This is a genomic window from Rhodococcus sp. KBW08 (genome assembly GCF_003852455.1).
In the GTDB taxonomy this organism is placed as follows: Bacteria; Actinomycetota; Actinomycetes; order Mycobacteriales; family Mycobacteriaceae; genus Rhodococcus_F; species Rhodococcus_F baikonurensis.
Genome location: NZ_QAJJ01000009.1, coordinates 224,732 through 249,750, shown reverse-complemented (window position 1 = coordinate 249,750; position 25,019 = coordinate 224,732). Strand labels below are relative to the sequence as shown.

The 25,019-nt window shown below is 62.8% G+C and carries 24 protein-coding genes; 15 read left to right on the top strand and 9 right to left on the bottom strand.

Going from position 1 to position 25,019, the window contains the following annotated elements:
• Positions 1–2: 2 nt before the first annotated feature.
• Together DBV08_RS11975 and DBV08_RS11970 are read right to left on the bottom strand one after the other, a co-directional pair.
• Positions 3–563, bottom strand: a complete 561-nt coding sequence (locus tag DBV08_RS11975; RefSeq protein ID WP_124567563.1) for a hypothetical protein — start codon at positions 561–563, stop codon at positions 3–5.
• On the bottom strand, positions 556–1,212 hold the full coding sequence (locus tag DBV08_RS11970) for a hypothetical protein (protein ID WP_260395540.1): 657 nt from the start codon (positions 1,210–1,212) through the stop codon (positions 556–558). The genes DBV08_RS11975 and DBV08_RS11970 overlap by 8 nt, the downstream gene beginning before the upstream one ends.
• A 253-nt stretch (positions 1,213–1,465) precedes the next feature.
• Between DBV08_RS11970 and DBV08_RS11965 the strand changes: the two genes are divergently transcribed.
• From DBV08_RS11965 to DBV08_RS11935, 7 genes are all read left to right on the top strand, one after another.
• Positions 1,466–2,029, top strand: coding sequence for a hypothetical protein (locus tag DBV08_RS11965; protein ID WP_124567561.1), 564 nt, complete (start codon positions 1,466–1,468; stop codon positions 2,027–2,029).
• 63 nt (positions 2,030–2,092) lie between these two features.
• The gene (locus DBV08_RS11960) at positions 2,093–2,554 is read left to right on the top strand and encodes an RNA polymerase subunit sigma (RefSeq protein ID WP_124567560.1); all 462 of its coding nucleotides are present in this window, start codon (positions 2,093–2,095) and stop codon (positions 2,552–2,554) included.
• A 235-nt stretch (positions 2,555–2,789) separates the two neighbouring features.
• Entirely contained in the window at positions 2,790–3,713 is a 924-nt protein-coding gene (locus DBV08_RS11955; RefSeq protein ID WP_124567819.1) for a thiamine pyrophosphate-dependent dehydrogenase E1 component subunit alpha, read from the top strand.
• 10 nt (positions 3,714–3,723) lie between these two features.
• Positions 3,724–4,773, top strand: coding sequence for an alpha-ketoacid dehydrogenase subunit beta (locus DBV08_RS11950; protein ID WP_070385568.1), 1,050 nt, complete (start codon positions 3,724–3,726; stop codon positions 4,771–4,773).
• Between the two features lie 2 nt (positions 4,774–4,775).
• Positions 4,776–6,293 carry a 2-oxo acid dehydrogenase subunit E2 gene (locus DBV08_RS11945; protein ID WP_124567559.1) on the top strand — a complete coding sequence of 506 codons (1,518 nt, stop codon included), beginning with the start codon at positions 4,776–4,778 and terminating at the stop codon, positions 6,291–6,293.
• A 6-nt stretch (positions 6,294–6,299) separates the two neighbouring features.
• Positions 6,300–7,697 (top strand): dihydrolipoyl dehydrogenase, encoded by a 1,398-nt coding sequence (lpdA, locus tag DBV08_RS11940; protein WP_124567558.1) that lies wholly within the window; start codon positions 6,300–6,302, stop codon positions 7,695–7,697.
• 105 nt (positions 7,698–7,802) lie between these two features.
• Positions 7,803–9,041 carry a helix-turn-helix domain-containing protein gene (locus DBV08_RS11935; RefSeq protein ID WP_124567557.1) on the top strand — a complete coding sequence of 413 codons (1,239 nt, stop codon included), beginning with the start codon at positions 7,803–7,805 and terminating at the stop codon, positions 9,039–9,041.
• Positions 9,042–9,051: 10 nt separating this feature from the next.
• Here the strand turns inward: DBV08_RS11935 and DBV08_RS11930 are convergent, their stop codons facing one another.
• Positions 9,052–10,263: a low temperature requirement protein A gene (locus DBV08_RS11930; RefSeq protein ID WP_124567556.1), complete on the bottom strand. Its 1,212-nt coding sequence runs from the start codon at positions 10,261–10,263 to the stop codon at positions 9,052–9,054.
• An 85-nt stretch (positions 10,264–10,348) separates the two neighbouring features.
• Between DBV08_RS11930 and DBV08_RS11925 the strand changes: the two genes are divergently transcribed.
• The 4 genes from DBV08_RS11925 to DBV08_RS11910 all read left to right on the top strand — a co-directional run bounded on the left by DBV08_RS11925 (position 10,349) and on the right by DBV08_RS11910 (position 12,985).
• Positions 10,349–11,158: a helix-turn-helix transcriptional regulator gene (locus tag DBV08_RS11925; protein WP_095971261.1), complete on the top strand. Its 810-nt coding sequence runs from the start codon at positions 10,349–10,351 to the stop codon at positions 11,156–11,158.
• A gap of 94 nt (positions 11,159–11,252) precedes the next feature.
• Entirely contained in the window at positions 11,253–12,419 is a 1,167-nt protein-coding gene (locus DBV08_RS11920) for an LLM class flavin-dependent oxidoreductase (protein ID WP_124567555.1), read from the top strand.
• A gap of 4 nt (positions 12,420–12,423) precedes the next feature.
• Entirely contained in the window at positions 12,424–12,573 is a 150-nt protein-coding gene (locus DBV08_RS32295) for a hypothetical protein (protein WP_185564593.1), read from the top strand.
• A 121-nt stretch (positions 12,574–12,694) separates the two neighbouring features.
• A complete protein-coding gene (locus DBV08_RS11910; protein ID WP_124567554.1) occupies positions 12,695–12,985 on the top strand; it encodes a hypothetical protein in 291 nt (96 codons plus the stop codon).
• Positions 12,986–12,995: 10 nt separating this feature from the next.
• Here the strand turns inward: DBV08_RS11910 and DBV08_RS11905 are convergent, their stop codons facing one another.
• A complete protein-coding gene (locus tag DBV08_RS11905; protein ID WP_095971259.1) occupies positions 12,996–15,413 on the bottom strand; it encodes a lysylphosphatidylglycerol synthase transmembrane domain-containing protein in 2,418 nt (805 codons plus the stop codon).
• 210 nt (positions 15,414–15,623) lie between these two features.
• On the opposite strand from DBV08_RS11905, the gene ppk2 reads away from it, so the two are divergent.
• A complete protein-coding gene (gene ppk2 / locus DBV08_RS11900; protein ID WP_095971258.1) occupies positions 15,624–16,589 on the top strand; it encodes a polyphosphate kinase 2 in 966 nt (321 codons plus the stop codon).
• Positions 16,590–16,602: 13 nt separating this feature from the next.
• Here the strand turns inward: ppk2 and mgrA are convergent, their stop codons facing one another.
• Positions 16,603–17,634: an L-glyceraldehyde 3-phosphate reductase gene (mgrA, locus tag DBV08_RS11895; RefSeq protein WP_124567553.1), complete on the bottom strand. Its 1,032-nt coding sequence runs from the start codon at positions 17,632–17,634 to the stop codon at positions 16,603–16,605.
• Between the two features lie 325 nt (positions 17,635–17,959).
• Between mgrA and DBV08_RS11890 the strand changes: the two genes are divergently transcribed.
• Positions 17,960–20,236: a bifunctional SulP family inorganic anion transporter/carbonic anhydrase gene (locus DBV08_RS11890; protein ID WP_124567552.1), complete on the top strand. Its 2,277-nt coding sequence runs from the start codon at positions 17,960–17,962 to the stop codon at positions 20,234–20,236.
• A gap of 5 nt (positions 20,237–20,241) precedes the next feature.
• On the opposite strand, the gene DBV08_RS11885 is transcribed toward DBV08_RS11890, so the two are convergent.
• The 3 genes from DBV08_RS11885 to DBV08_RS11875 are packed head-to-tail and all read right to left on the bottom strand — an operon-like array spanning position 20,242 to position 22,902.
• Complete coding sequence (locus DBV08_RS11885) at positions 20,242–21,585, bottom strand: sensor histidine kinase KdpD (RefSeq protein ID WP_124567551.1); 1,344 nt, start codon at positions 21,583–21,585, stop codon at positions 20,242–20,244.
• Entirely contained in the window at positions 21,582–22,286 is a 705-nt protein-coding gene (locus DBV08_RS11880) for a response regulator transcription factor (protein WP_095971255.1), read from the bottom strand. The genes DBV08_RS11885 and DBV08_RS11880 overlap by 4 nt, the downstream gene beginning before the upstream one ends.
• Before the next feature lie 40 nt (positions 22,287–22,326).
• Positions 22,327–22,902, bottom strand: coding sequence for a TetR/AcrR family transcriptional regulator (locus DBV08_RS11875; protein ID WP_124567550.1), 576 nt, complete (start codon positions 22,900–22,902; stop codon positions 22,327–22,329).
• 89 nt (positions 22,903–22,991) lie between these two features.
• Between DBV08_RS11875 and DBV08_RS11870 the strand changes: the two genes are divergently transcribed.
• The gene (locus DBV08_RS11870) at positions 22,992–23,981 is read left to right on the top strand and encodes an ABC transporter permease (RefSeq protein ID WP_124567549.1); all 990 of its coding nucleotides are present in this window, start codon (positions 22,992–22,994) and stop codon (positions 23,979–23,981) included.
• On the opposite strand, the gene DBV08_RS11865 is transcribed toward DBV08_RS11870, so the two are convergent.
• Complete coding sequence (locus DBV08_RS11865; RefSeq protein WP_124567548.1) at positions 23,978–24,355, bottom strand: DUF952 domain-containing protein; 378 nt, start codon at positions 24,353–24,355, stop codon at positions 23,978–23,980. The two genes, DBV08_RS11870 and DBV08_RS11865, sit on opposite strands and share 4 nt — an antisense overlap.
• 76 nt (positions 24,356–24,431) lie before the next feature.
• On the opposite strand from DBV08_RS11865, the gene DBV08_RS11860 reads away from it, so the two are divergent.
• Positions 24,432–25,019, top strand: coding sequence for a TetR/AcrR family transcriptional regulator (locus DBV08_RS11860; protein ID WP_124567547.1), 588 nt, complete (start codon positions 24,432–24,434; stop codon positions 25,017–25,019).

Below are 25,019 nucleotides of genomic sequence, written 5' to 3'. Positions count from 1 at the left end.
TTTCATGGGAACGGAACACTCTCAAACCCTTCACCGGTCCACTTGTATGCAGTCGACGATTGACAGAACTCCGGAATGCCGGGGTCTTTGCACAGGTCGACCATGACCGACAATCCTCCGGTTGAGCCGACGACGTAGCGTCCTGGGTCTTGCACTCCGAAGACTTTGTGAGCGCCCGATTCGTCGATCTGGTAGACGAATCCGGCGACCATGAAGCTGACCGGTGGGGCCGGTCGTCCCCAGATACCGGCAGCGTCGCAGGTGAAGACGTTGACGACGGCATCCTGCCATACGGCATCCGTCACGTGGGAGTACCGGATTTCGTACGGGAAGTTCGCATCACCGCACAGTCGGAGGCTGTCTTTGACCGCATCGGACACCTCCGGGTCTGCTCTGATGAGGGCAACAGGATCGATGCTCAAGCCCTGCGAGAGATCCGAAGGGTCGAGTGATGCAGCGATATTCGGAGCAGGTTCGGATTCGGGTTCGGTGGAACAGGAGGCGAGAGCAATCACGAGCGGTACGCAAACACCGGCGAGCAGCGCGCGACGAGAATCAATCACGGACGAACTCCATCCCGTTCCAATGGAACTCGGTCCGCAGCGGCGGACGCGGGCAACATTCGAACTCGGGTGGCCGCGGATCCGTTTCCAGGACCGACAAACTCGCGGCGCGTTGACCGCTGACGATGAACTTTCCGCGCTCTTCGACCGAGAACAGACGCTCACCCAGCTCAGGATTGTCTTCACTCGAACCGGCCTTGCCGCTGCGGTACACATAGCCGGCAAGGTTGACGGAAATCGACACTCCGGTACCGGGCTGGTGGGCCGGTTGGCACGGATAGACGTTCATGACGACGAGCTCGGTCTCCGGCACGATACGAGGTGCGCCTGGGTCGAGAAGGATGGATCCGACCGAGATCGGATACCAGTCAGGGCACGATCGGAGTTCTGTCTTCACACCCTCCGACACCCCAGGATCGTCGAGAAGCGCACGGCCCAACCTCGAATTCTCGGCAACCCGTCTGGCCAGGTCGGCGGGCTGCGTGACGGGCAACCCGGTGGAAGCGACGTCGCCTTCGATCACAACGCCCTGGGTGGACCCGCATCCGGCGAGCACTGAAGTTCCGAGGGCCGCTGTCGCGAGCGCCGTACCGAACAGCCTGCGAGTGCGGCCTGCTCGACCGCCGCAGATCTTATTCCGATACAACACTTTCCCCTCCCCGACCGCTGCGAACTGTCTCATCGGCATATGCGCTTTTCATACGATCACACGTGATCTCGATATCGAGGGTTCACCACCCACCGTTACGTAATCGTATGAATGTCGGGACCGTCGAGAGTTGGTACCCGACCGCCGGATTTCTGTTACGAAACCGATGGAATCAGGCTTCTAGAGTGAGTCAGGTCGATGTTCACCGCTGGGTGGGACGACCTGATTCGCGTATCGAGGAGGGTGAGAGCAAATGCCTGAAGTATTGCTGACCAACAGGACTCGGCGTCTGAGAGTGCTGCTCGCGGTACTGACGATCGGAGTGGTGTGCGCGATGACGGCATGTTCGAGTGAAGACACCACGGCACCCGAACGCGCGACGACTACGGCGGTGGTCGCGGCGTCGACGACCCCATCGCCACTGACCGCAGCGACCACTTCGGAGACAGTCGAAAGCTCGAACTCGGTGGGCGGCGGTACGGACACATCTGCCCCTGGAGTCCCGGAGGGCGGAGCAGCACCGGCCTGGACCCCGGTCTCTACCAGCGCGGTTGCACCAGCGGCGCCCGGTCAAGGTACCGGGTCGACCAAGTGCACCGATCAGATCAACTACGTCGGCGATCCTCGATCGAATGCGGAGATCAACAGCATCGGAGAGCGGATGGGTTCGTGCCCGGCACCGCTCCCGCCCGGTGCGATCGAGCCCCCCGAGAAGTGCACCGACCAGATCAACTACGGCGCCGACCCGCGTTCCAATGCCGAGATCAACATCATCGGGGAACAAACCGGAGTCTGCCCCGAACCGATCCGCCCTTAGCGAGTTCGAAACCGAAGCAGTAGTCGGGAATTCGTCCGAAGGCCTAACCAGGGGGAGATCCGAATGGCAAGCAGGGCAGGTGGGCGTTCGATCGACAGTGTTGCCGACGATGCGTCTCGCGGGGATCGGGGAGCGATCGCGGAACTCCTTCAACGCGTCGTGCCTGTGGTGACGCGACGTTGTCGTGCCGAACTGCGACCTGTCGATGCTGACCGTATTGCCGCCGGGATCTGCCGGTCGATTCTGGCCGAGTTCCAGCGACGAAGACGAGGCGGCGAAGCATTCCTCGCATTTCTGCACGACGCGGTCAGTCGTGAAATCGACTCACTACCTGCATCCAGTCGAATCGCTCTGCCGTTCGGCGACCTGTCGGCCGTCGAACGCAATGTTCTCGTAGCTCGCATCGTTGTCGGATTCGACGTGAGCGAGACGGCGCTGTCGTTGAGAACGACAACGAGCGCCGTGGAACTCGTCCAACACCGTGCGTTGGTCAAGATCAGACGCGGCAGCCTCAGCGGCGCCTGAGTCAACCTCGAAAGTCAACAGCTGCAACCCTTCGCAACTCCTGGCAACCTCACGCAACTCTTTCCCTTCGCCCGTGACCTACACGACACTGCATGGCGACGAGTGATCGAGAACGAGGAGTGTGACGGTGGTTCAACGGACGGCGCAGAGGCCGACAACGCCAGGATCGAAAAAGACCGGGGCCAAGCCTCATTCAGGGTTGGACCGGGATGCATTGCTGAAGGCGTACGAGAAGATGTCGCGCATCCGTGCGTTCGAGGATCGATTGCACGAAGAGAATGCAACCGGCGACATCCCCGGCTTCATTCACCTGTACTCGGGCCAGGAAGCCATCGCGGTGGGAGTGTGCGAGAACCTGAGCGACGCCGACTACATCGGGTCCACGCACCGCGGTCACGGGCACTGCATTGCCAAGGGGTGCGATCTGAACGGCATGATGGCCGAGATCTTCGGCAAGGACGACGGCCTGTGTCGCGGCAAGGGCGGTTCGATGCACATCGCCGACTTGTCCGTGGGAATGCTCGGCGCCAATGCAATCGTCGGTGGCGCGCCGTCGTTGGCGATCGGTGCAGCACTGAGTGGCAAGACACTCCGAAACGGCGTCATCGCTGCTTCGTTCACGGGAGACGGCGGATCCAACCAGGGAACCGTCTTCGAGGCGATGAACATGGCTGTGGTGCTTGATCTTCCGATCGTCTTCGTGATCGAGAACAACGGATTCGGTGAAGCAACAGGAACCGACTACGCGGTGGGTGCGCCCGACATCGCCGCCCGCGCTGCATCCTTCGGAATGCCTGCCGTCAAGGTGGACGGCACCGACTTCTTCGCGGTTTACGACGCGATGGCGGAAGCTTCGGAGCGCGCCAGGTCTGGCGGCGGACCCACCACGATCGAGGCGGCGGCATTCCGTTGGCACGGTCACTTCGAAGGTGACGCACAGCTTTACCGCACGGCGGAACAGGTTGCGCACCTGCGGGAAACCAAGGATCCGCTCCAGAATTTCCGTAGCAGTGTCGATACGAAGAAGGTCAGTGCCGCTGATCTGGACGCGGTGGACGAGCAGTCGCGAGTGTTGGTGCACGAGGCGGTAGCGAAGGCGCGCGCCGCGGCGTACCCGCCCGTCGAGAATCTGCTGACCGATGTCTACGTGTCGTACTGAGGAGCCCGAGATGACAAGCGTGGAAGCCGAGAACGTGTCGAAGAAGACCTACCGCGAGGCCGTCAAAGAGGCCATCGCCCAAGAAATGCAACGGGACCCGAGCGTCGTTCTCATCGGTGAGGACGTACGGGGCGGGCATGCCGGTACCAATCCCGATCTGGAAACGAAGAAGATCGAGGCGTTCGGCGGTGTCCTCGGTGTCACCAAGGGCCTGTGGACGGAATTCGGATCGGAACGTGTGATCGACACTCCGATCACCGAGTCCGCGATCATCGGAATGGCTGCGGGAGCAGCACTGACCGGGCTGCGGCCGGTCGCCGAACTGATGTTCATGGACTTCTTCGGAGTTTCCTACGACGCGCTCTACAACCAGGCCGCCAAGTTCCGTTACATGTTCGGAGGCAAGGCCAGAACCCCGTTGGTGGTGCGAGGCATGATCGGCGCCGGCTTCTCCGCCGCTGCGCAGCACTCTCAGTCTCCGTACAACGTGTTCGCCGCGGTGCCCGGCCTGAAGGTGGTCGCCCCGTCCAACGCCTACGACGCCAAAGGCCTACTCATCCAGGCTATCCGGGACGACGATCCCGTTGTGTTCTGTGAGCACAAGGTGCTCTACGACCTCAAAGGCGAAGTGCCGGACGAGCCCTACGCGATTCCGTTCGGCGTCGCCAACTACACCAGGCAGGGCGACGACGTCACGATCATTGCGTTGTCCGCAATGGTGAACCGCGCCAACGACGTAGCGGACAAGCTGGCAGCTGAGGGTATTTCGGTCGAGGTTGTCGATCCTCGTACCGTCTCGCCATTGGACGAGGACGGCATCCTCGAATCCGTTGCGTCGACCGGACGCGTGGTGATCGTCGACGAATCTGCCGCACGCTGCGGTTTCGGGCACGATGTGGCCGCACTGATCGCCACCAAGGGATTCAACTATCTGAAGGCGCCGATCGAACTGATCACGCCGCCGCACACGCCGGTTCCGTTCTCACCGACTCTCGAAACAGCCTGGCTGCCTGACGCGGCGCGCATCGAAGAGTCGGTTCGCAAGCTGGTGAGAGCCTGATCATGGCCGATATCAAAGCTATCGACATCCCCAAGTGGGGGCTCTCCATGGAGGAGGGGCTGGTCAACGCATGGCTCATCGAGGAAGGTGACTCGTTCACCAAGGGCCAGTTGATCTGTGAGATCGAGACCAGCAAGATCACCAACGAGCTGGAGGCACCGTTCGACGGTGTTCTCCGCAAGATCGTCGGCACGCCGGGGCAGACTCTGCCCGTCGGCGCCGTGATCGGTGTGTCCGCCGATGCGTCTGCGACAGATGCGGAGATCGAGCAGTTCCTCGCCGCCCGCGGCGCAACAGCGCCGGCGGAAGAGCCGTCACCGTCACCAGCTGCCGAACCGGCGGCACCCGCGACACCTACGGCTACGCCGGCTGCGAAGGTGGTTGCTGTGGCAAAGCCTGCACCAACCGGTTCCACCGTCGTACCGAGCGTTCTGCAGGGCACGACGCAGGACGATGTGTTTGCGAGTCCTCGCGCACTCCGACGTGCCGAATCGCTCGGAATCGATCTCGCCGCCGTAGTGGGCACCGGCCCACTCGGGCGGATCAGCGTCCGAGACATCGACGACGCGATTCGTGACGCCGGTGGCACTGTTGCGCCGGTGGCGCCGGCCACGAGATCCGGCCTTCCGCTGCGATCGACCGCCGACGACAGTGCCGTGCCTGCCACTCCGGTCGCACGCAGAACTGCCCGATCGCTGGGCGTCAATCTGCACGACTGTCGTCCGACGGGTTCGAGGGGGCGCGTCTGCGTGGCCGACGTGCACGACGCCGCCCGTTCCGCGCAGCTCCTACCTGATGCGGCGGCCGAGCCGGGAACCGTTGCTGTCGAACCGGAATACACCACAATTCCGTTCACACCCATGCGATCGGCAATCGCTGGTAGGTTGCAGGCGTCCAAGCAGCAGGCACCCCATTTCCGGCTCACGGCGGATCTCGAGCTCGATGCGCTCCTCGCTCTGCGCAAGGAGATCAATGCGAGTGTTCCGGCAGTCAAGCTGTCGGTCAACGACTTCATCGTGAAGGCCTGCGCCGCTGCGCTGACGAAGGTGCCGGACGTGAACGTCCAGTACGATGCCGCGAACGAAGCGGTCCTTCGATTCGCGTCGGCGGATGTCTCGGTGGCAGTTGCACTTCCGACCGGGCTGATCACGCCCATCGTGCGCAACGCGAATACCAAGTCGTTGGCGGACATCTCCGGTGAGGTGCTCTCGTTGGCCACCAAGGCGAAGACCGGCAAGCTCCGTCCCGAAGAATTCCAGGGCGGAACTTTCACAGTGTCCAATCTCGGTATGTTCGGGATCAAGGCGTTCGACGCGATCATCAATCCGCCCCAGGGAGCGATCCTCGCCGTGGGTGCGGGGGAGAAGCGGGCCGTGGTGGTCGGCGACACGGTTTCGGTTCGGACGGTGATGACCGTGACCCTCTCGTGCGATCACCGGGTGATCGACGGAGCGTTGGGTGCGACCTTCCTTCGGGAACTCCAGCGGTTTGTCTCTTCTCCCGCGCTGATGTTGGTGTAAGGGGCTGTGGTGGAAAGCAATACGTCGAAGAAATACGACGTTCTTGTCGTCGGTGGTGGCCCCGGTGGTTACGTGGCGGCGATCCGGGCCGCCCAGTTGGGGTTGAACGTAGCGCTGGTAGAACGTGATCGCCTGGGGGGCATCTGCCTCAACTGGGGTTGTATCCCCACCAAAGCGATGCTTCACGGCGCGGACGTCGCGCATACCTTGAGCGAACTCGACAAATACGGATTCAGTTCGGCGTCTGTCCAGTTCGACATCTCGAAGTTGGTGTCGTTCAGCCGAGGGGTTTCGGAGAGATTGTCCGGCGGTGTTGCCTATCTGATGAAGAAGAACGGCGTCGACGTCATCTCAGGCACCGCGAAGTTGGTGGACAAGGGCGTCGTGTCCGTGGAAGGTCAGACGTATCGAGCCGACCACGTGATCATTGCAACCGGCGCCCGTCCGCGTTCGATTCCCGGGGTTGTCCCCGACGGTGATCGGGTGTGGACCTACTTCGAGGCGCTCGTCCCGAAGGAACTGCCGAAGTCGATGCTCGTGATCGGGTCCGGCGCGATCGGAGTCGAATTCGCCAGCCTGTACCGCGATCTCGGCACCGAGGTGACCATTGTCGAGATGGCACCACACATCATGCCGGTCGAGGACGAAGAGATTTCGGTGTTCGTTCGCAGGCAGTTCGAGAAGCGTGGCATCACGATTCACACCGGAGCCTCGGTGTCGGCCGTGACTGTCGGAGCCGATGCCGTCGAGGTGAGCGTGCAGACGAGCGACGGTGTCCAGACGTTGACCGTGGACCGGGTGTTGGTGGCGGCCGGGATCACCGGCAACGTCGAGGATCTGGGGTTGGAGGCTCTGGGCGTCGAGATCGAGCGCGGTGCGATCGTCACGGACCAGTGGTGCCGTACCAGTGCTTTCGGGATCTACGCCATCGGTGACGTTGCGGGCGCTCCATGTCTGGCGCACAAGGCGAGTCACGAAGCTGTCCTGTGCGTCGAGAAGCTCGCGGGCGTGACCGATGTTCATCCTCTCGATCGTGACTTCGTTCCGGGATGCACGTATGCCCGCCCACAGGTGGCGAGTCTGGGTCTGACGGAGAAGCAGTGCGCCGGTACGGGTCGCACGCTGCGGGTCGGACACTTCGACCTTCAGGCGAACGGCAAGGCATTGGCGATCGGCGAGGCCGAAGGCTTCGTCAAGACGATTTTCGACGCCGATACCGGGGAACTGCTCGGCGCGCACATGGTCGGTCCGGATGTGACCGAGCAGATTCAGGGTTTCGGTATCGCTCGATCCCTCGAAGCCACCGGTGAGGATCTCGCCGAGGTCGTGTTTGCTCATCCGACGCTCTCGGAGGCAATGCACGAGTCTGTGCTCTCGGCGTTGGGGAGACCCCTCAACGCGTGAGCACAGTTCGCGTGCGTGAACGTCGTCCTACGTTCACGCACGCGGACAACTCTGCAACCGGGTGCAACGCTCGCTTTCGGTGACCCCATCACATAGGACTGGAGTGTGATCGGCGCAACGAATCGACTCGAACCGGCCCTGGGTAGTGGTGAAGACGCGGCGCAGTACGCACGTGTTCTCGAATCCGTGTACGAAGCAACGATGTCGGGGCGCAAACCGCCCGCACGCCCGCGCTCCGTGATCGCCGATTCGTGGTCGCGGCTGCGCGCACTCGGACTCGATCCGGAGCGGTGCTCGATCACCAGGACCGGACGCGAATCCGAGATCGAAGAGAGCCGGCGCGCCGCCGGAATGACGGAGATATTGGACGAGGCGGTACAAGGCCTGGCACCGCTCGTCGGCCCGGACGACGCGAATCTGATCGTGGTGGCGGACCGCCACGGACGCATCCTCTGGCGCCGCGGGCCCAGTCGAATGCTGGATCGGGCCGAACGCCTCGGAATGATCGAGGGCGCGTCGTGGACCGAGGAAGCTGTAGGTACCAACGGAATCGGTACCTCGTTGGCTTCGGGTTCGGCAGTGCAGGTGTTCTCGGCCGAGCACTACTCGCGCTCGCAGCATCCGTGGACCTGCTCGGGGGCGACGGTTCGGGATCCGCGTAGTCGCCGGGCCATCGCCGTCGTCAACGTCGCCGGCGCAGCAGACACAGTCCACCCGTCGACTCTCGCACTGGTGGACAGCGTGGCCAGGCTGGCGGAATCCGCACTGCGGGAGAAACATCGAATCGGACTGGATCAGCTCCGGATGATCTCGGCGTCGACACTGGCTCGTGCGAGCCAGCCGACCGTGGTCGTGGACCGTAACGGCTGGGTCGCGGCGGTGGACTCGATGGCGCCGATCTACCGAATCGCACTGCCGAAAGTGATGAGCAGCGGCGAGCATTGGCTCCCGACGCTCGGATTGTGTATGTGCGAGCCGCTTCCGGGTGGGTGGCTCATCCGCCCTCGAGTGAACCCGGCGTCCGGAACGGTGTGTGCCGAAGTCGAATTGGATTTGCGAGATCAGAACGCGATGGAACTGCGGTACTCCTCGGCAATGGGGAGTTGGAGTATCGACCTCAGTCCGCGCCATTCGCAGATCCTCGTGGCTCTGACACAGGCGGACGAGGGCCTCACGGCCTCGCAGCTCGCCTCGCAGTTGTTCGGCGATCCGCGCAAGACGGTGACCGTCCGGGCCGAGATGTCGAGGTTGCGTAAGCGATTGGCCGGAATTCTGTTGGCGCAGCCCTATCGCTTCGACCCGGCAGTGAGGGTAAAGACTGTCCCTGCTGTGCGCCTTTATTAACCGCGGGGGGTTAATAAAGGCGCACAGCAGAGCGGCGCGACCGCCGCACCTGCGCGTACTCGTAGCCGTTCTGCCAGGTGACGGTGGCGACCAGTACCCAGATGATCCACGTCGCGCTCATGTGCGTGCCGACGATGCCCATGACGACGGGGATGGCTGTGCAGGGGAGTGCCCAGCCGAGCAGCCACCGTCGGTCCGATCGCGCAAACAGACCCGCCACCATGCTGATTCCGAAATAGACTGCGATGCTTCCGCACAACAGCCACCGCAGGTTCGCGGGCGTGTGTTCCGCGCCGTGTTCGGTCGCCGCTCCGAGTCCTGCGACCAGAACCGCGATAGCCCCGGTGGTGAAACAGTGCAGGGCCATGTCGATGCGAGCGGGAAACTTCTCGGGCTGCAGGTGCGGAACACCGGCGTGACCGTAGAGAAGCGAGAGCGCCCACATGCCGGACAGCAGAACGAACGACCCGACGGCGAGGCTGACCACGGTCGAGTCCCAGGTGAGCTTCGAGGCCGCCGAGATCACGAGGATCACACCCTCGCCCAATACGATGATGACGTACAGCCCCAGCCGCTCGGCAAGATGCGCCCGATCGGAGTGCAGGGCTTCGAGTTCGGGCATCCGGTCGTCCTTGAACCCGCGCACCTTGATGATGCGGTCGAGCTTTTCCTGCGCGTCTTCCATGATCGCGCTGCCGGAGACGACGAACATGATCAGCAGGTCGATGGTGACGCCGGCAGTCCAGAGCCAGAAGCGGGTGTCGCCTTCGAACCAGAACGAGACGATCCACGGAATCACACCGAGCGACATCTGGGCGATCGGCCAGTCCACGACGATCTGGCCGTTGTGCCACACCCGACTCGCCAGCAGACGCACGGCTACGTAGGCGACAGCGAAGGCCAGCGCATGGTTGTCGTGGATACCGGCCACTGCCGCCATCATGACGGCGAGCCCGAACATGGCGATCAGCATGCTCGGAATGCGGACGCGATCGCCGGCTACGTTGCCGTACATCGTGAACGTCGCCCACGCGGTCCAGAACGCGAGATAGAGCAAGGCGTAGAGCGCGACATCCGACCACGACGGCGAACCGTGGAGCAGGTGAGCAAGCTGACCGATACCGGCAACCACGACGAGGTCGAAGAACAATTCGATCCACGACGCGTGCCGCTCCAGCACTGCCTTCTGCTTCTCGTCTGGTTCTTTTCCGAGTTCCGACATAGGGGTCAGTATCCGGTATCGACCCCAACAGTGCAGGTAGGCGACGAACTTGTCCGTTTCACGAGCGCAGTGCCTATGCTGTTCGATGAGTGATCTGGATCATAGTTCCGGCGAGGTGGTAGGCGTGCGTGGTGGCGGTGACGTGGCTTTGTCTGCGGCGGACTACGACCGTGTCTTCGCCATCCTCGACTACTGCTCGGCGGCGAGAACGCTCGATCAGCTCAAGAACCTCCTCATGGTGGCGTTGCACGATCACTACGGCTGCCCCAACACCACGTTCCTTTCCGGCCCGACCTTCACGACGGCCTTCGCCGATCCGAATCCGGTGACGACCGGGCGGATCACGCCGATCCTCGACGAGTACCAAGCGCATTGGTACCTCGACGACGTCTTTGCGACGGCACAATCACGGGCGACGCTGTTGGCCTCCCCGGCCATCACGCACACGCAGTTGGCTGATGTCCCTTCGCAGTCGGCGACCTACCTACGAGATTTTCTCTATCGCAAGCGACTGCACAGTGCGTCGGTGATGCATCTCGAGCTCGCCCACGGTGGTCACGGTTTGGTGGGAATCTTCGATTCCGAAGGCAAGGATCTGTCAGGGCGCGACATCGCGGGTTTGGGCATCTTGGGCAGGCAGTTGTCGCTGTTGTGTCAGACGCTTCCCGGTCAACGTGAGCCGGGCTGGCGAGAGAAGCTGACGCCCAGGCAGATCGATCTCGCGGAGTTGTTGGCGGATGGTCACACCAACGACGAAATTGCGGCGATCTTGTCGCTGAGTCCGGACACGGTGAAGAAGTACGTCAGCCGCATCCTCGCCGTTCTGCACGTGCGCAACCGTGCCGAGTTCGTGAAGTTGGTCTACGAGCAGAAACTTGCCGACCAACGCGGCTGAGATTGTCCACTTTCGTGCACTGTGACCACGGTCACGTCGCGGATAGCGTTTTCGGTGCACGGCCAGGAGTTGGCCCAGAGCACTAGGAGAACTCATGAGCAGGCTTCGTTTCGGGTATTTCATGGCCCCGTTCCACGTCCCCGGACGCAATCCCACCGCTGCACTGCAGCGCGATCTCGAACTGGTCGAACACCTCGATCGGTTGGGCTACGACGAGGCGTGGTTCGGTGAGCATCACTCTGCCGGAAGCGAGATCATCGCGTCGCCGGAAATCATGATCGCCGCAGCCTCGCAGCGTGCGCCGCGGATTCGTTTCGGCACGGGCGTGACATCCCTGTCGTATCACAACCCGCTGTGGGCCGCGGATCGAATCATGCAGTTGGACCACCTCACTCAGGGGCGCACCATCTTCGGAGTCGGGCCCGGTTCGTTGCCCACCGACTCGGCGATGATCGGTCTGAACCCGACGGACACCCGAGAGTTGTTGCAGGAGAACCTCGACATCGTCGTGCGCCTTCTTCGTGGCGAGACGGTGTCCGCGAAGACCCGAACTCACGAGTTGTACGACGCCAAGCTGCAGCTCGCTCCGTACTCGGAGAACGGCATCGAAATCACCGTGGCCGCAGTGGCTTCCCCGACCGGTCCTCGCCTGGCCGGTACGCACGGTCTCGGCCTGCTCTCCATCGGAGCAACGTTGTCCGCCGACGGTTTCGACGCCTTGGCGCACCACTGGAATGTGATGGAGGAGCGCGCGGAGGTCAACGGGACGACGGTGGATCGTCGGCAGTGGTCTCTTGCCGGGCCTTTCCATATCGCCGAAACCGAGGCGGAAGCACGCAAGCAGGTCGAATACGGCATCGAGGAGTGGTTCGACTATTTCCAGCACGTGGCGGCCTTCCCCCAGATGGCCGTATCCGGTGCGCGCCTGAGCGAGATGATCGACTTCATCAACGAAGCCGGCATCGGTGTCATCGGCACACCGGAGCAGGCCAGGCGCCAGGTGCAACGGCTGTGGGACCAGTCCGGTGGTTTCGGCTGCATGCTGCAGATGGGCCACGATTGGGCGAACCCGCAGGACACACGACGTTCGGCAGAGTTGTTCGCGCAGGAGGTTTTTCCGCATTTCCAAGGACAGGCGCAGGCGACGCTCGACGCGGCAGCTCATGCGCGCGCCGTCCGGGAAGGGCATGCCCAGGCACAACTCGACGCCGTCGACCACATGACGAAGAAGTACGCACAAGAGTTGGCAGACAAGGGCTGACCTCGTGAACGATCCTCAGGGCAACCATGTCGTTGTCGATGGATACGCCGATGACCGCGGTGGCACTGGATCGGCAGTCGGAGTTCTCGGCCTGATCGAAGGAATGCGGAAGTTCGCGATCAACATTCTCGGACGCCGTAGTCGACGGTGGTGACCACAAGATCGTGACAGGATCGGTGGACGACGCCTGGCACTGCGAGTCGGATCCACAGACCTGTCGCCGGCGTGTAATCGGTACGCACTCATCGTCGTGGATGATCCAGGAAAGGAAAGCCATGTTTGTACTGGTGGACAACGGCCGCGTCAGCGTCCGCGATGTGGATAACCTGAAGGCTTTTCACGTCGAGGTGACTGCCGACATCTCCGATTCCGAACTGGACGAGCTCTTGCGCGCTCGAGATTACGGATACGTCAGCGGTGGTAGTGCCTTCATCTCGGTGGCCCGTGTTCGCGAGAGCACCACGGACGTCGAAGGTGTTGCCGCGATGGTCGACTACGCGCAGAGCAAGGGCTGGGTCGACGAGGACGGTGAAGCACTGCAGGCGCACGTCGTTCGCCAGAAGTAACGGGAACAGCTCAGACCATGTCGTTCTTCTGCAGCCATCGCAGGGTCGGCCAACCGCAGAACACCGGGAGCCAGCAGGTCAGGACTCGGTAGAGCAGGACTGACGGGACCGCGATGCTTGCCGGCAGTCCGAACGCGGACAGACCGCCGATGAGGGCGGCCTCGACGGCTCCGACGCCACCCGGTGTCGGAGCCGCCGAGGCGAGCGTCCCACCGATCATCGTCACGATGGTGACGGTGATGAACGTCGTTCCTCCGCCGAATGCCTCGACGCTTGCCCACAGAGCCAGGGCGGCACCCAGAGTTGTTGCGGCGCTGCCGCCCACGATGATGAGGAAACGCGTGGGGTTTCGCGCGAGTTGGCTCAGTTCACCCAACACTTCGGTGATCTGAGGACGCAGATCGTCGCGTAGCCACCCACGGAGCTTCGGGATGAACATGAATGCACCGAGAACTCCGAGCGCGACGCCGCCCGCCAGATACAGAACGGTGGATCCCGGGATGAAGTGTGAAAGGTTCGTATCGCGTCCGGCGACGATCGAGAAGAAGATCAGCAAGCCGACGTGGGTGACCACCTGAACCGTCTGTTGCAACGCGACTGCGGCCGTTGCACGGACGGTACCGAGCCCGCCCTTCTGCAGGAACCGCACACTCAGCGCGAGTCCGCCGACTCCGGCCGGTGTTGTGGTCGCCGCAAAGGTGTTGGCCACCTGCATGATCAGGAGGTTGCGGTAACTGACCATCGACGACGCACAGGCCCACAGGGCCGCTGCCGCGCCGACGTATGTCAGTGCGGAGACGCCGAGGCCGAGCAGCGCCCACCACCAGTTGGCCGTCTTCAGTTCGGTGATGAACGCGGGGACCTGGCTGATGAAGGGGTAGGCGACGTAGACCAGACCGATGAGCAGAACGAGCTGGATCAGTTGGTTGCGACTGAACCGGGTGACCTGTGCGGGAGCGACCTTTTCGATCCCGTTCTTGGCACCGACCTCGTCCCGGATCTCGGTCATCAGTTTCGCGGAATCCGTGACGGTCCGCCGAATGCGGTTGGGCAATGCAGCGGTGGTCAATCGGCCGGAGGCGGCGAGAATCGTGTCTGCGCCTTGCGCTCGAATCGCGGCGTCCACCGCTGCATCGACCCCGAACAGTGATGCGGTGGCGAAGAGAAGTTGTGCGTTGTCGGACTGCATCTGAACTTCGGTGGCGCCGAATTCGGAGTACGCGTACCCGCCGAAGAGGATGGTTCCGCCTTCGACACGAATCTCCGAAGCGCGCAGGTCGCCGTGCGCCATCTGGTGCACGTGAGCGGTGTGCAGTGTTTGCCACAGCGCGTCGATCAGTTTGGTGGATTCTTCCTCGCCCGCTTGGTTCTCGACGGCGACGGCAAGGGGGATGCCGCGAGGACTCGGGCGCGCGTACATCTCCCACCCGCGGTCGAGTACCGAGATGGCGACGGCCTTGGAGCTGGCCAAACCGATGTCGGCGAAAGCGATACCCATGAGCGCTCGGTGTTCGACGGCGCGACGAAGCGATCCGTAGGGCGGCGGAGTTTCACGGTTCCGGAACGAGATCCAGCGGAACGTCTGTCGAATTGCTCCGCTGCTTCGCTGGTTCTGTCCGTACAACTCGACGACGAGTTCGTCGAAAGGTTCATCGTCCGGTGCCTTGTCGATGGCTGCGGACATGACAAGAGGCCCGATTCCCGAGGGACTCACGACGCGGAAAGCGGTGACGCGGTAACCGCGCCGCGCGAGTACGCGTACTGCCGAGTCCAACGGCACTTCGAGGGCAGGGGTGCCGACGGCGAGAACGATCACCGCGCCGATCAGATATCCGACGGCGAGACCCAGCATCGATCGTGCGGGAACGATCGAGCTGACGATCAGATGAATAGGAGCGAAGAGCAGAAGCAGCGTCCACCAGGCTCGTCGCCACTTCTTCGGAAGCCACGGGCCCGAGACGGTGAGCACCGCCGCGAGCATTGCGATCCATCGCGGATCGTCGAGGAATTGAGACAGGAAGGTGGCGTCGAGTCGGTCCGGCACGTCGAGATGCCATTTCGGTGCGGCCAGTCCTGTTCCGGTGAAGGACAACGCGACACCGGCGCACAGACCGGCAGCGGCGTATCCGGCCAGCAACTTCCACCGGCGCCCGACGATCAGGCCGATCAGGATGGCGAACGGTAGCGCCAGAATTGCGATGCCGTAGAGCAGGTACACGGTGTCGGACAGGCTCGGTGACAGAACTCCGACGATGTTGGACACCGACGTTTCGAGGGCGTCCCACTGGCTTCGCGTGATCAGGGATCCCGCGATCACGCCGCCGAGCAGCACAGCAGCGATCGCAACCCGCATGATGTCGCTCGTACGGCGGTGCAGTGGTGGCAGGAGGCTTCCCGTTACCGGGATCTCCCGTCCGTCTACTCGCATCTCGCCAGAACTCTCTTCTCTCGGGGTTACCGACCGTCTCAGTTACCTCGATCAAGGTACCGCGTGAGGGTTCGGCGACTGGGAAGCCGGACCTGTCGTTACCTCCTCGATGCCAAGCAACATTCTCTTCGGACCCGCGGGAGCGGGCTTCGGCGCGTAAAATTCACTTTCCGGACGTTCGTTCATTTCGACGACAGGGAGTGCGTATTCATGAGCCCCGACGCCAGCGGTGTGGACGGTCGGGTTCCTGACCTGCCGACCCCGTCGACCAGAATTTCCGTCACCGAGGACTACGCAGCCGAGATCGACGAGCTCTCGAGCCTCAAGCACAAGCTCGGCGGGCTGGAGCCTTCAGAGTTCTCGGATGCCTGGAAGCAGGGTTACCCCTACGAGAAGAAGATGTCGCGCCGCGAGTACGAGCGGAAGAAGCGGCGTCTGCAGATCGAGCTGCTCAAGCTGCAGTTGTGGGTCAAGGAAACCGGTCAGAAAGTGCTCATCATCTTCGAAGGTCGCGATGCTGCCGGTAAGGGCGGGTCGATCAAGAGATTCACCGAGCATCTCAATCCCCGTGGCGCCCGCGTAGTCGCGCTCGAGAAGCCCACGGACATCGAGCGGACGCAGTGGTATTTCCAACGCTATGTCGCACACCTGCCCAGCGGCGGCGAGATAGTGATGATGGACCGGTCCTGGTACAACCGCGCCGGCGTCGAACGAGTGATGGGTTACTGCACGCCGACGCAATATCTCGAGTTCATGAGAGAGACCCCGGACTTCGAGCGGATGCTCGTCAACTCCGGGATTCATCTGCACAAGCTGTGGTTCTCGGTCAGCCGCGAAGAGCAGTTGGCGCGGTTCGCGGCCCGCCGAACGGACCCGGTGCGTCAGTGGAAGCTCTCACCGACCGATCTGGCGTCGCTCGACAAGTGGGACGACTACACCCAGGCCAAGGAAGCGATGTTCTTCTACACCGATACCGGAGACGCGCCCTGGACGGTGATCAAGAGCAACGACAAGAAGCGCGCTCGCCTCGAGGCGATGCGTCACGTGCTCGCCAGCTTCGACTATCCCAACAAGGATCACCGGGCTGTCGGTACTCCGGATCCCTTGATCGTCGGGCCGGCGTCGGCCGTGTTCGAAGAGGGCGAGCACGTGAACGTGGAGTTGCCTCAGCTCTAGCTGAAGTTCTCACTCAGATCGAACTGGCCTCTGCCCACAGATTGATGCCGCTGTCCTTGGCGTGCTGATCGATGGAGGCCAGTTCGTCTGTACTGAATTCGAGATTGTCGAGCGCGCCGACATTGGCTTCGAGTTGCGCGACACTGGACGCACCGATCAGTACCGAGGTGACCCGCGAATCGCGAAGTGCCCAGCTCAGTGCCAGCTGGGCCAGCGACTGGCCGCGAGCTGACGCTATGTCGTCGAGCGCGCGAATGTGGGTGAGGGCGTCGTCGGTCAGCCACGACGGATCCAGTGACTTACCTTGAGCTGCACGGGAATCCTCGGGGACACCATTCAGATAGCGATCGGTGAGCATGCCTTGAGCGAGTGGTGAGAACGCGATCACGCCCACTCCGAGATCGTCGACAGCCGATAGCAGATCCTGCTCGATCCAGCGATTCAGCATCGAATAGCTCGGCTGGTGGATCAAGAGCGGAACCCCCGCAGCGGTGAGCAGTGCGGCGATTTCGCGGGTGCGCTCCGGCGAGTACGAACTGATACCCGCGTACAGGGCCTTGCCCTGCTGGACAGCGCTGATCAGGGCGCCTGCGGTCTCGTCGATCGGAGTTTCGGCGTCAGGGCGATGGCTGTAGAAGATGTCGACGTAGTCGACGCCGAGTCGGCCGAGCGACTGATCGAGGGACGACAACAAGTACTTGCGGGAACCGCCGAATCCGTAGGGGCCGGGCCACATGTCCCAGCCGGCTTTGGACGAGATGACCAATTCCTCGCGGTACGAAGAGAAATCCTCACGCAGGATCCTGCCGAAGTTCGTCTCGGCGCTTCCGTACGGGGGCCCGTAGTTGTTGGCCAGATCGAAGTGGGTGATTCCGAGATCGAATGCCCGCCGAAGAACTGAGCGCTGGTTCTCGATCGGTACGTCGTCGCCGAAGTTGTGCCAGAGGCCCAGCGAGATGGCTGGGAGTTTGAGACCGCTCCGACCGGTTCGGCGGTACGGCATGGCTTCGTAACGGTCCTGCGCGGCGACGTACTGATCGGACATGGTGCCTGCCTTCACATCGTTGTGTTTGCGGTTGAGCGTTCACTCCCGACCATTATCGCCGATGGCGCTCGGGTGTGCTGGTCGCTGGGAGGTGTCTCAGTCAAAATGCTTGCGGTTTAAAGCAATTCGATCGATCTTTTGGACCGATGTTCAGGTTCGAGTCACAGTGCCGGGCGGCGGTGACGTCGACCACGTCCGGGCTCGCATCTAAGGGAACGGTAAGGAATCGCGGTTACCATGGTCACAGTCGATCGGCGATACCGATCGCCGATTCGCTTCGAACATGTTGCCCAGCAGCCGGATCCGGGGTCCGGCGAGGAGATCTATGTCGACGCAGTCCGTAGTGCACGCACAATCATCCGCAGACGAGAGCGTCCTGGGGGATTCGTCTCCGCCGGGTGGTGGAAGCCGGCGGTATCTCGAGCAACTGATCAGATACGACGTGCCGGCGTCGTTGGTCGTCTTCCTGGTGGCACTTCCCCTGTCCTTGGGAATTGCGATCGCCTCCGGGGCGCCGATCATGGCAGGTCTGATCGCCGCGATCGTCGGCGGCGTGGTGGCCGGAGCTGTAGGAGGTTCTCCGCTGCAAGTCAGTGGTCCCGCAGCCGGTCTGACCGTGGTGGTCGCCGAACTGATCGGCAAGTTCGGGTGGAAGGTCACCTGTTTGATCACCGTCGGCGCCGGTCTTCTGCAGATCGTGTTCGGGCTCAGTCGAATTGCCCGTGCAGCACTGGCTATTGCGCCGGTGGTCGTGCATGCGATGCTCGCCGGAATCGGCATCACCATTGCGCTGCAACAGGTTCACGTGTTGTTGGGCGGAAGCTCGGCCAGCTCGGCGCTGGACAATCTACGGCAGTTGCCCGCTCAGATCGGTGCCTTGCACGTCGAGGACTTGATGATCGGACTCGTCGTCATCGCCACTCTTCTCGGGTGGCGCTATCTCCCCGCGGGCGTCCGAAAAGTTCCGGCCGCGTTGGTCGGCATCGTATTGGCAACTCTCGCTTCGCTCGTGCTGCCGATCGACGTCGAGCGTATTGCACTCGACGGGTCCCTGCTGGACTCGATCGGACTGCCTGCGCTGCCGGACGGACAGTGGCTCGGGGTCGCAACCGGCATCCTGACCATCGCACTGATCGCCAGTGTGGAGAGTCTGCTCTCGGCTGTGGCCGTGGACAAGATGCATTCGGGCCCGCGTTCGAACTTCGACCGCGAGATGCTCGGCCAAGGTACTGCGAACATGGTGTCAGGGGCGATCGGAGGTCTGCCCGTCACGGGTGTGATCGTACGCAGCGCCACCAACGTCGAAGCCGGTGCGAAGTCACGAGCGTCGTCGATCATGCACGGCCTGTGGATCCTGCTGTTCTCGGCTGCGCTGGCCGGGTTGGTGCAGCAGATTCCGAAGTCTGCGCTGGCCGGACTGTTGATCGTCATCGGTATTCAACTGGTCAAGCTGGCGCACATTCGGTTGGCGCGACGGACCGGTGATCTATGGGTGTACGGCATCACGGTTGTCGGCGTCGTGTTCTTGAATCTGCTCGAGGGTGTGCTGATCGGATTGGCGCTGGCCATCGCCCTCTTGGTGTGGCGAGTCATCCGTGCAACTGTCACCGCAGAAGAATTGGGTGACAACGATTCCGGGAAGTGGCGCGTCCTGGTCGAGGGCTCGTGCACCTTCCTGGTGCTGCCCAAGCTCACGTCGGTGCTCGCCGGAATCCCACCACGGTCCGACGTCACAGTGGAGTTGTCCGTCGACTTCCTCGACCATGCCGTCTTCGACGTCATCGAAGAGTGGGCGAGGCAGTACGAGTTGGCAGGTGGTTCGGTGATCATCGACGAAGTCGGCTCGGTGAGTATGGAGAGCGCGACCACCGGTCCGCCGAAGCGCGGCGCCGCAGTCACCGACCTGCGCGGATTGCTCGCTCCGTGGGGTAGTTGGCAACCACAGGCTTCGGGAAGGAATCTGAGCAGCCCGCCAGCCTTGCGGCCCATTCTCGACGGGGTGTCCAACTATCATCGCCATCACGCCGAAGCGATACGGCCGCACATGGATCAGTTGCGCGACGGGCAGAATCCGGACTCTCTTTTCCTTACCTGCGCAGATTCGCGAGTGGTGCCGAACATCATCACGAGCAGTGGCCCTGGCGACCTGTTCACCGTGCGCAACGTCGGAAACCTGGTTCCTGCCGGCGGCCGCGATACGTCGGTGGAAGCGGCGCTGGCCTTCGGGATCGACGAGTTGGGTGTCAGTTCGGTGATCGTGTGCGGACATTCGGGCTGCGGCGCGATGCAGGCACTCCTGACGAACAGTTCGTCGGAATCGGGAGTTGTCGGTGAATGGCTGAGGCATGCGGAGACGAGCTTGCAGGCATATACGAGTGGCCATCCGGTGGCGCGTGCTGCGGCCGAGGCGGGTTTCTCGGAGGTCGATCAGCTCGGAATGGTCAACGTTGCAGTCCAATTGCAGACTCTCGAACGCCATCCTCTGGTCGGTCAGGCCCGTGTGGATGGTCGCCTGCGTATCGCCGGACTGTTCTTCGACATCGGCTCGGCTCGGGTCATCGAAGTGACAGCGTCAGGGATCGGCGAGTTGATCGAGACCTGAAGGGGCTATTCGGGTCCGGGCTGATCCCTGAGTTCGACCAGCAGGCGAGCCCCGCCGAGCGGACTGTCGTGAAATGTCGTATGTCCGCCGTGCAGGGCCGCCTGCTGCGCCACCAGTGCCAGGCCCAAACCGGAACCCGTCTTGCCTGCCGTCGATCCGCGAGTGAAGCGCTCGAAGACGCTCGAGCGTTCCTCGGCCGGTATTCCGCAACCGTTGTCGTCGATCGTGATCGTGACGGTGTCCGGTGAATCGACCGGCCGCGCGAGAGTGATGCGCACCGTGCTCGCGCCGCCGTGGCGGACTGCGTTGGTGATCGCGTTGTCGAGGATCAACCGGATTCCGCCAGGAAGTGCCCGGATGCAATAGGGGAGTGGGGAATCCACCGTGACTACGCTGACGTCGAGCCCAGGATGATGTCGGCGTGCGTCGTCGGCAGCGATGTCGCAGACCTCGGTCAGGTCCGTGTCCTTGAAATCCTCGGCCGTCGAGAGTTCACCCTTTGCAAGGCGCTCGAGGTCTCGCAGAGTTGATTCGACACGGCCCTGCGCGCGGGCGAGATCGGTGAGGATCTCACGTCGCTGCTCGTGGTCGAGGTCGTGAATGGACAACACTTCGATGTCGGTTCGCATCGCCGTCAACGGAGTTCGGAGTTCGTGAGCCGAAGCGGAAGCAAAGTCCCGAGCGGCAGCAAGGGCCGAGTTGGTCGCGGCCTGTGCCCGGGCGACGTCGCTGAGCATCGACTCTGCTGCTGCGGCAAGCTCGTCCGCTTCACGGATGCCGGAAACCTCGGTGGCGAGATCGGGATCTCGCCGGGCGATCCGACGGGTCAATTCCACGAGAGGGCGCACCGCCGGGCCACCGAACAACCATCCCAACGCAGCTGCGGCCGCCACGGCCCCGACGCCGAAGAACGCAACCTGACGCTGTTGATCGACCGTGATGTCCCGCGCCTCGGCATAGGGAACCGCCAGCGAGACAAGGGCGTTGATCCCGTCGGCCTCGGCGGTATATGCCCTGTACTTCGTACCGTCCACGTCGACGGTCGCCGAGCCGACCGGCAGTTCGGGCAGTCGCGTCGGGGTACTGGATTTGACGGTTCCGTCGGTGTCGGAGCGGATGGTCACGGAAAATGCGCCGCCGTCTCCGAACGCGCCGAGAAAAGGTCCCGCTGTTGCTGCATTGGCCACGATGACCGTCGACGCCGTCTCGAGTCGACGGTCCAACTGAGCCAAATTGTTTCGTGCGATGGCCAGTGCAACGACCACACCGAGTGCGATGACGATGAACGTCGCCCCCAGTGCCGCGGCCGCGGCAACGCGAGTTCGTAGTGAGAAGCGGCGACGCTTCACGGGTTCTCCCGAAGCACGAACCCGACGCCGCGAACGGTGTGCAGAAGACGAGGTGAACCGCCGGATTCGAACTTTCGACGCAGATAGCCGATGAAGACGTCCACGACGTTCGTGTCGGCGACGAAGTCGTAGCCCCAGACCAGTTCGAGGAGACGTTCGCGAGTGAGCACGATGCCGGAATTGTGTGCGAGCACTTCGAGTAGCTCGAATTCGCGCTTGGTGAGCGGTACTTCCTTGCCGTCGACACGAACTCGGCGGCCGGAAAGATCGATGTCGAGGTTTCCGACGCGCAGGGTGTTCGTACCTTCCGCGTGATCGCCGGCCGGAGTGTTGCTGCGCCGGAGCATCGCGCGGATCCGGGCGACCAGTTCGGCGAGGACGAACGGTTTGACCATGTAGTCGTCTGCACCGGATTCGAGCCCGGCGATGCGATCGTCGACCGAGTTGCGTGCGCTGAGCACGCAGATCGGGATTTCGTTGCCGGCGGCACGAAGCGCCGTCACCACTCCGGTGCCGTCGAGAACCGGCATGTTGATGTCGAGGACCACCGCGTCCGGGCGCTTGTCGGAGATCACTCGGAGCGCGTCGGCTCCGTCCACCGCCGTCAGTACGGTGAATCCCGAGAGCCGCAATCCGCGTTCGAGTGAGGTCAGGACGTCTGCGTCGTCGTCGACTACGAGGATTTTCGGTATCTCGGTCACAGCCCCATTGTGCCTTGCCTGGTACGTCGGGTTTCGCCGATCAGACCGGCAAGTCGGTACCGTCCGGACGCAGACCGGCCATGAACACCGCGACCAACCGCGGGACCAGGTTCGGCATGGCCTCGTCCGACAATTCGATTTGCGGGCGCGTCAGTTTGGCCAGAGCCATGACAAATTCGAGGGGTTGCAGATCGGGGCGGACCAGCCCGGCGCTCTGAGCGGCGCCGATCGTCGCGGTCATCTTCGCTTTCGTCACCTCGCGCACGGCCAGAACTTCAGGCGCCAACTCGGTGAATCTACGTTCCACCAGCGCGGGAATGAGTGCGCCCAGGCGCAGTTCCACGAGTCGGTCCACCAGCGTGTGCCACGCACTCGTCGGATCGGTGGGCATCGCCGTGAGTGCGACGTCGGCAGCCTCGCGGACATCGGTCAGTGTTGCGACGGCGACGGCGGTCACGAGGTCCTCGCGGGTCGGAAAGTTCCGATAGAGCGTGGCGATGCCCACTTTCGCGAGGTCTGCGACCGCGTCGAGGGGCGCGTCGTGCCCACGCTCGGTGAACACCGCGCGTGCGGCGTCGACTATTGCGTTCCTGCGTTCACGTGCATCGGCTCGCACATTCACCTCCGGTGTTGACAGTTCATCATAACCGGAGGAATATCTTCCACAAATAGTGGAGGAAAACCTTCCACTTAGGGAGGTGGGTTATGAACGTCGAAGCGCAGGACCGGAAGAAGTTGGTGGCTGTGGTGTTGGGCTTGTCCGCTGTGATCGGGTTGATGCTGCTCGCCTTCGTGTTGCCCTCGATCAACGGTGGCCCGCACGAACTGAAGTTGGGCATCGCCGGTCCGGTTCAGGCCACTACCCAGATCAGTGCCTCGCTCGAGGCGAGTAAACCGGGCGCCTTCGATACTCGAGACTTCGCCGACGCGGATGCCCTACGTGATGCGATTCGGAATCGCGACGTGGTCGGCGGAATCGCCGTTGATGCCACCGGCCCTCACGTGTTGATCGCGACCGCCGGCGGAACCCCGATCGCTCAAACCTTGACCGGTGTGGCCAGTGGGCTCGCGGAGCGTTCAGGGGCGAAGGTGCCCGTCGAAGACGTTGTGCCGCTGACGGCGGACGACCCGGCCGGTGCGGGACTCACGGCATTGGCATTGCCTCTGGTGTTCGGTGGAATCATGCCTGCTGTTGTTCTCGTGCAACTGTTTCCGCGCAGCATCGTCAAGCGAGTGCTCGGTGCAGGCGGCGTCGCGGTTGTCGCGGGTTTTGCACTGACTGCCATTCTGCAGTTCGGCACCAACAGTCTCGACGGAAACTACCTGCTCACCGCGCTCGCGCTCACCCTGGGCATGTCGGCCATCTCACTTCCCATTCTGGGGCTCGAATCCCTGCTCGGGATGAAGGGATTCGCGTTGGGAGCGGTCACGATGATGTTCATCGGAAACCCGCTCTCGGGGATGGCGACAACTGCGGCGTGGTTGCCTGCAGGTTGGGGTGCGTTGGGGCAGTTGCTCCCACCTGGCGCCGCAGGGGCATCCGTCCGTTCGACGGCGTTCTTCGACGGCCATGGCGCCGCCACGCCACTTCTGGTGTTGGCGTGCTGGATTGCGGTCGGGATCGCGCTGTGTGTCGCCGCCGGCCGGAAGAAGGCGTCGACTCCCGTGGTCGAACCCGAGGCTGCGCTGGTCTAGCCGGCGTGGTTTGCGTACGGGGTCAGGTCGGGAATCGGCCAGGCCCCGTCAACGCGTTCCACGGCCAGTTCGGCGACCACTGTTTCCTCGTCCATCGGTAGTGGTCGGAGGATTCGGGGCTTTCCTGCCTCCCATTCGACGTCGATGCCTGCGGCGGTCAGAGCGTCCTCGTCGATGACGGCGACGATCAGCGGCAAGGTGAGGTCGCCGAACACCAGATCGAGCACCGAAGGGAGTGCGTCGGGCTTGGTTGCGCGAATGAATCCAGCCTCGTCGTAACTGATTCCGCGCGTCGAGACCTCGTACTCACCGAAACGCTTGCACGCTTCCCAGTCGTCGGCGATGGCGACGTGGACGAGCCGTTGTCCGGTCATGCAGTGCTCCTGTAGTGTTCGAAATAATGAAACGTCAACGTAGCATTAATTTGCCGGCACGGTAACAGGGGACTTGATGGAGCAACCGCGCAGACGTGGGAGAACCAGCGACGCCGAGCGAGCTGATCGACGCAACGAGATTCTCGACGTCGCGGTCGACTCGTTTCGGGAAGTCGGGTTCGCGCGAACGACCATCGACGCCATTGCCACGGCGGCAGGCGTCGCCAAGCGCACCGTGTACAGCTATTTCGGCGACAAATCCGCGGTCTTCGCTGCTGCTGTTGCGCGTCAGCACGCGTATGTCGAGAACGCCGGTGGCGACCAGTCGGACCTGCTCGCCGCTGCAACGGACATCGTGATCGCCCTGCACAGCGACAACTCGATTGCGCTGCACCGCATGATGATCGGCGAGGCTCTACAGTTCCCTGAACTGGCCGCCGCGTTCTACGAATCCGGCCCGGCGAAGTCGATTGCCTTTCTGGAGAAGATATTGCTCGATCGGCACGGCCGGAAGGCTGCGCTGTGCGCGGATCAGCTGTACACATTGCTGCTCGGGGAGGAGCACCGACGGCGCCTGCTCGGGCTCGCCTGCGCACCGACACCCGAAAGAGCTGCGCAACTTGCGGCTCGTGCGGTGGGGTGCGTTCTCGGATCTGATCGGTAG

Bases quoted from the DNA above. Each gene is read 5' to 3' on its own strand.
- DBV08_RS11920 (WP_124567555.1), top strand. From the start codon at position 11,253: ATGAGCAGGCTTCGTTTCGGGTATTTCATGGCCCCGTTCCACGTCCCC.
- DBV08_RS11955 (WP_124567819.1), top strand. From the start codon at position 2,790: ATGTCGCGCATCCGTGCGTTCGAGGATCGATTGCACGAAGAGAATGCA.
- DBV08_RS11950 (WP_070385568.1), top strand. From the start codon at position 3,724: ATGACAAGCGTGGAAGCCGAGAACGTGTCGAAGAAGACCTACCGCGAG.
- DBV08_RS11965 (WP_124567561.1), top strand. From the start codon at position 1,466: ATGCCTGAAGTATTGCTGACCAACAGGACTCGGCGTCTGAGAGTGCTG.
- DBV08_RS11945 (WP_124567559.1), top strand. From the start codon at position 4,776: ATGGCCGATATCAAAGCTATCGACATCCCCAAGTGGGGGCTCTCCATG.
- DBV08_RS11910 (WP_124567554.1), top strand. From the start codon at position 12,695: ATGTTTGTACTGGTGGACAACGGCCGCGTCAGCGTCCGCGATGTGGAT.
- DBV08_RS11865 (WP_124567548.1), bottom strand. From the start codon at position 24,355: ATGACCGGACAACGGCTCGTCCACGTCGCCATCGCCGACGACTGGGAA.
- mgrA (WP_124567553.1), bottom strand. From the start codon at position 17,634: ATGTCCGATCAGTACGTCGCCGCGCAGGACCGTTACGAAGCCATGCCG.
- DBV08_RS11930 (WP_124567556.1), bottom strand. From the start codon at position 10,263: ATGTCGGAACTCGGAAAAGAACCAGACGAGAAGCAGAAGGCAGTGCTG.
- DBV08_RS11905 (WP_095971259.1), bottom strand. From the start codon at position 15,413: ATGCGAGTAGACGGACGGGAGATCCCGGTAACGGGAAGCCTCCTGCCA.
- DBV08_RS11925 (WP_095971261.1), top strand. From the start codon at position 10,349: ATGAGTGATCTGGATCATAGTTCCGGCGAGGTGGTAGGCGTGCGTGGT.
- DBV08_RS11870 (WP_124567549.1), top strand. From the start codon at position 22,992: ATGAACGTCGAAGCGCAGGACCGGAAGAAGTTGGTGGCTGTGGTGTTG.
- DBV08_RS11860 (WP_124567547.1), top strand. From the start codon at position 24,432: ATGGAGCAACCGCGCAGACGTGGGAGAACCAGCGACGCCGAGCGAGCT.
- DBV08_RS11960 (WP_124567560.1), top strand. From the start codon at position 2,093: ATGGCAAGCAGGGCAGGTGGGCGTTCGATCGACAGTGTTGCCGACGAT.
- DBV08_RS11890 (WP_124567552.1), top strand. From the start codon at position 17,960: ATGTCGACGCAGTCCGTAGTGCACGCACAATCATCCGCAGACGAGAGC.
- ppk2 (WP_095971258.1), top strand. From the start codon at position 15,624: ATGAGCCCCGACGCCAGCGGTGTGGACGGTCGGGTTCCTGACCTGCCG.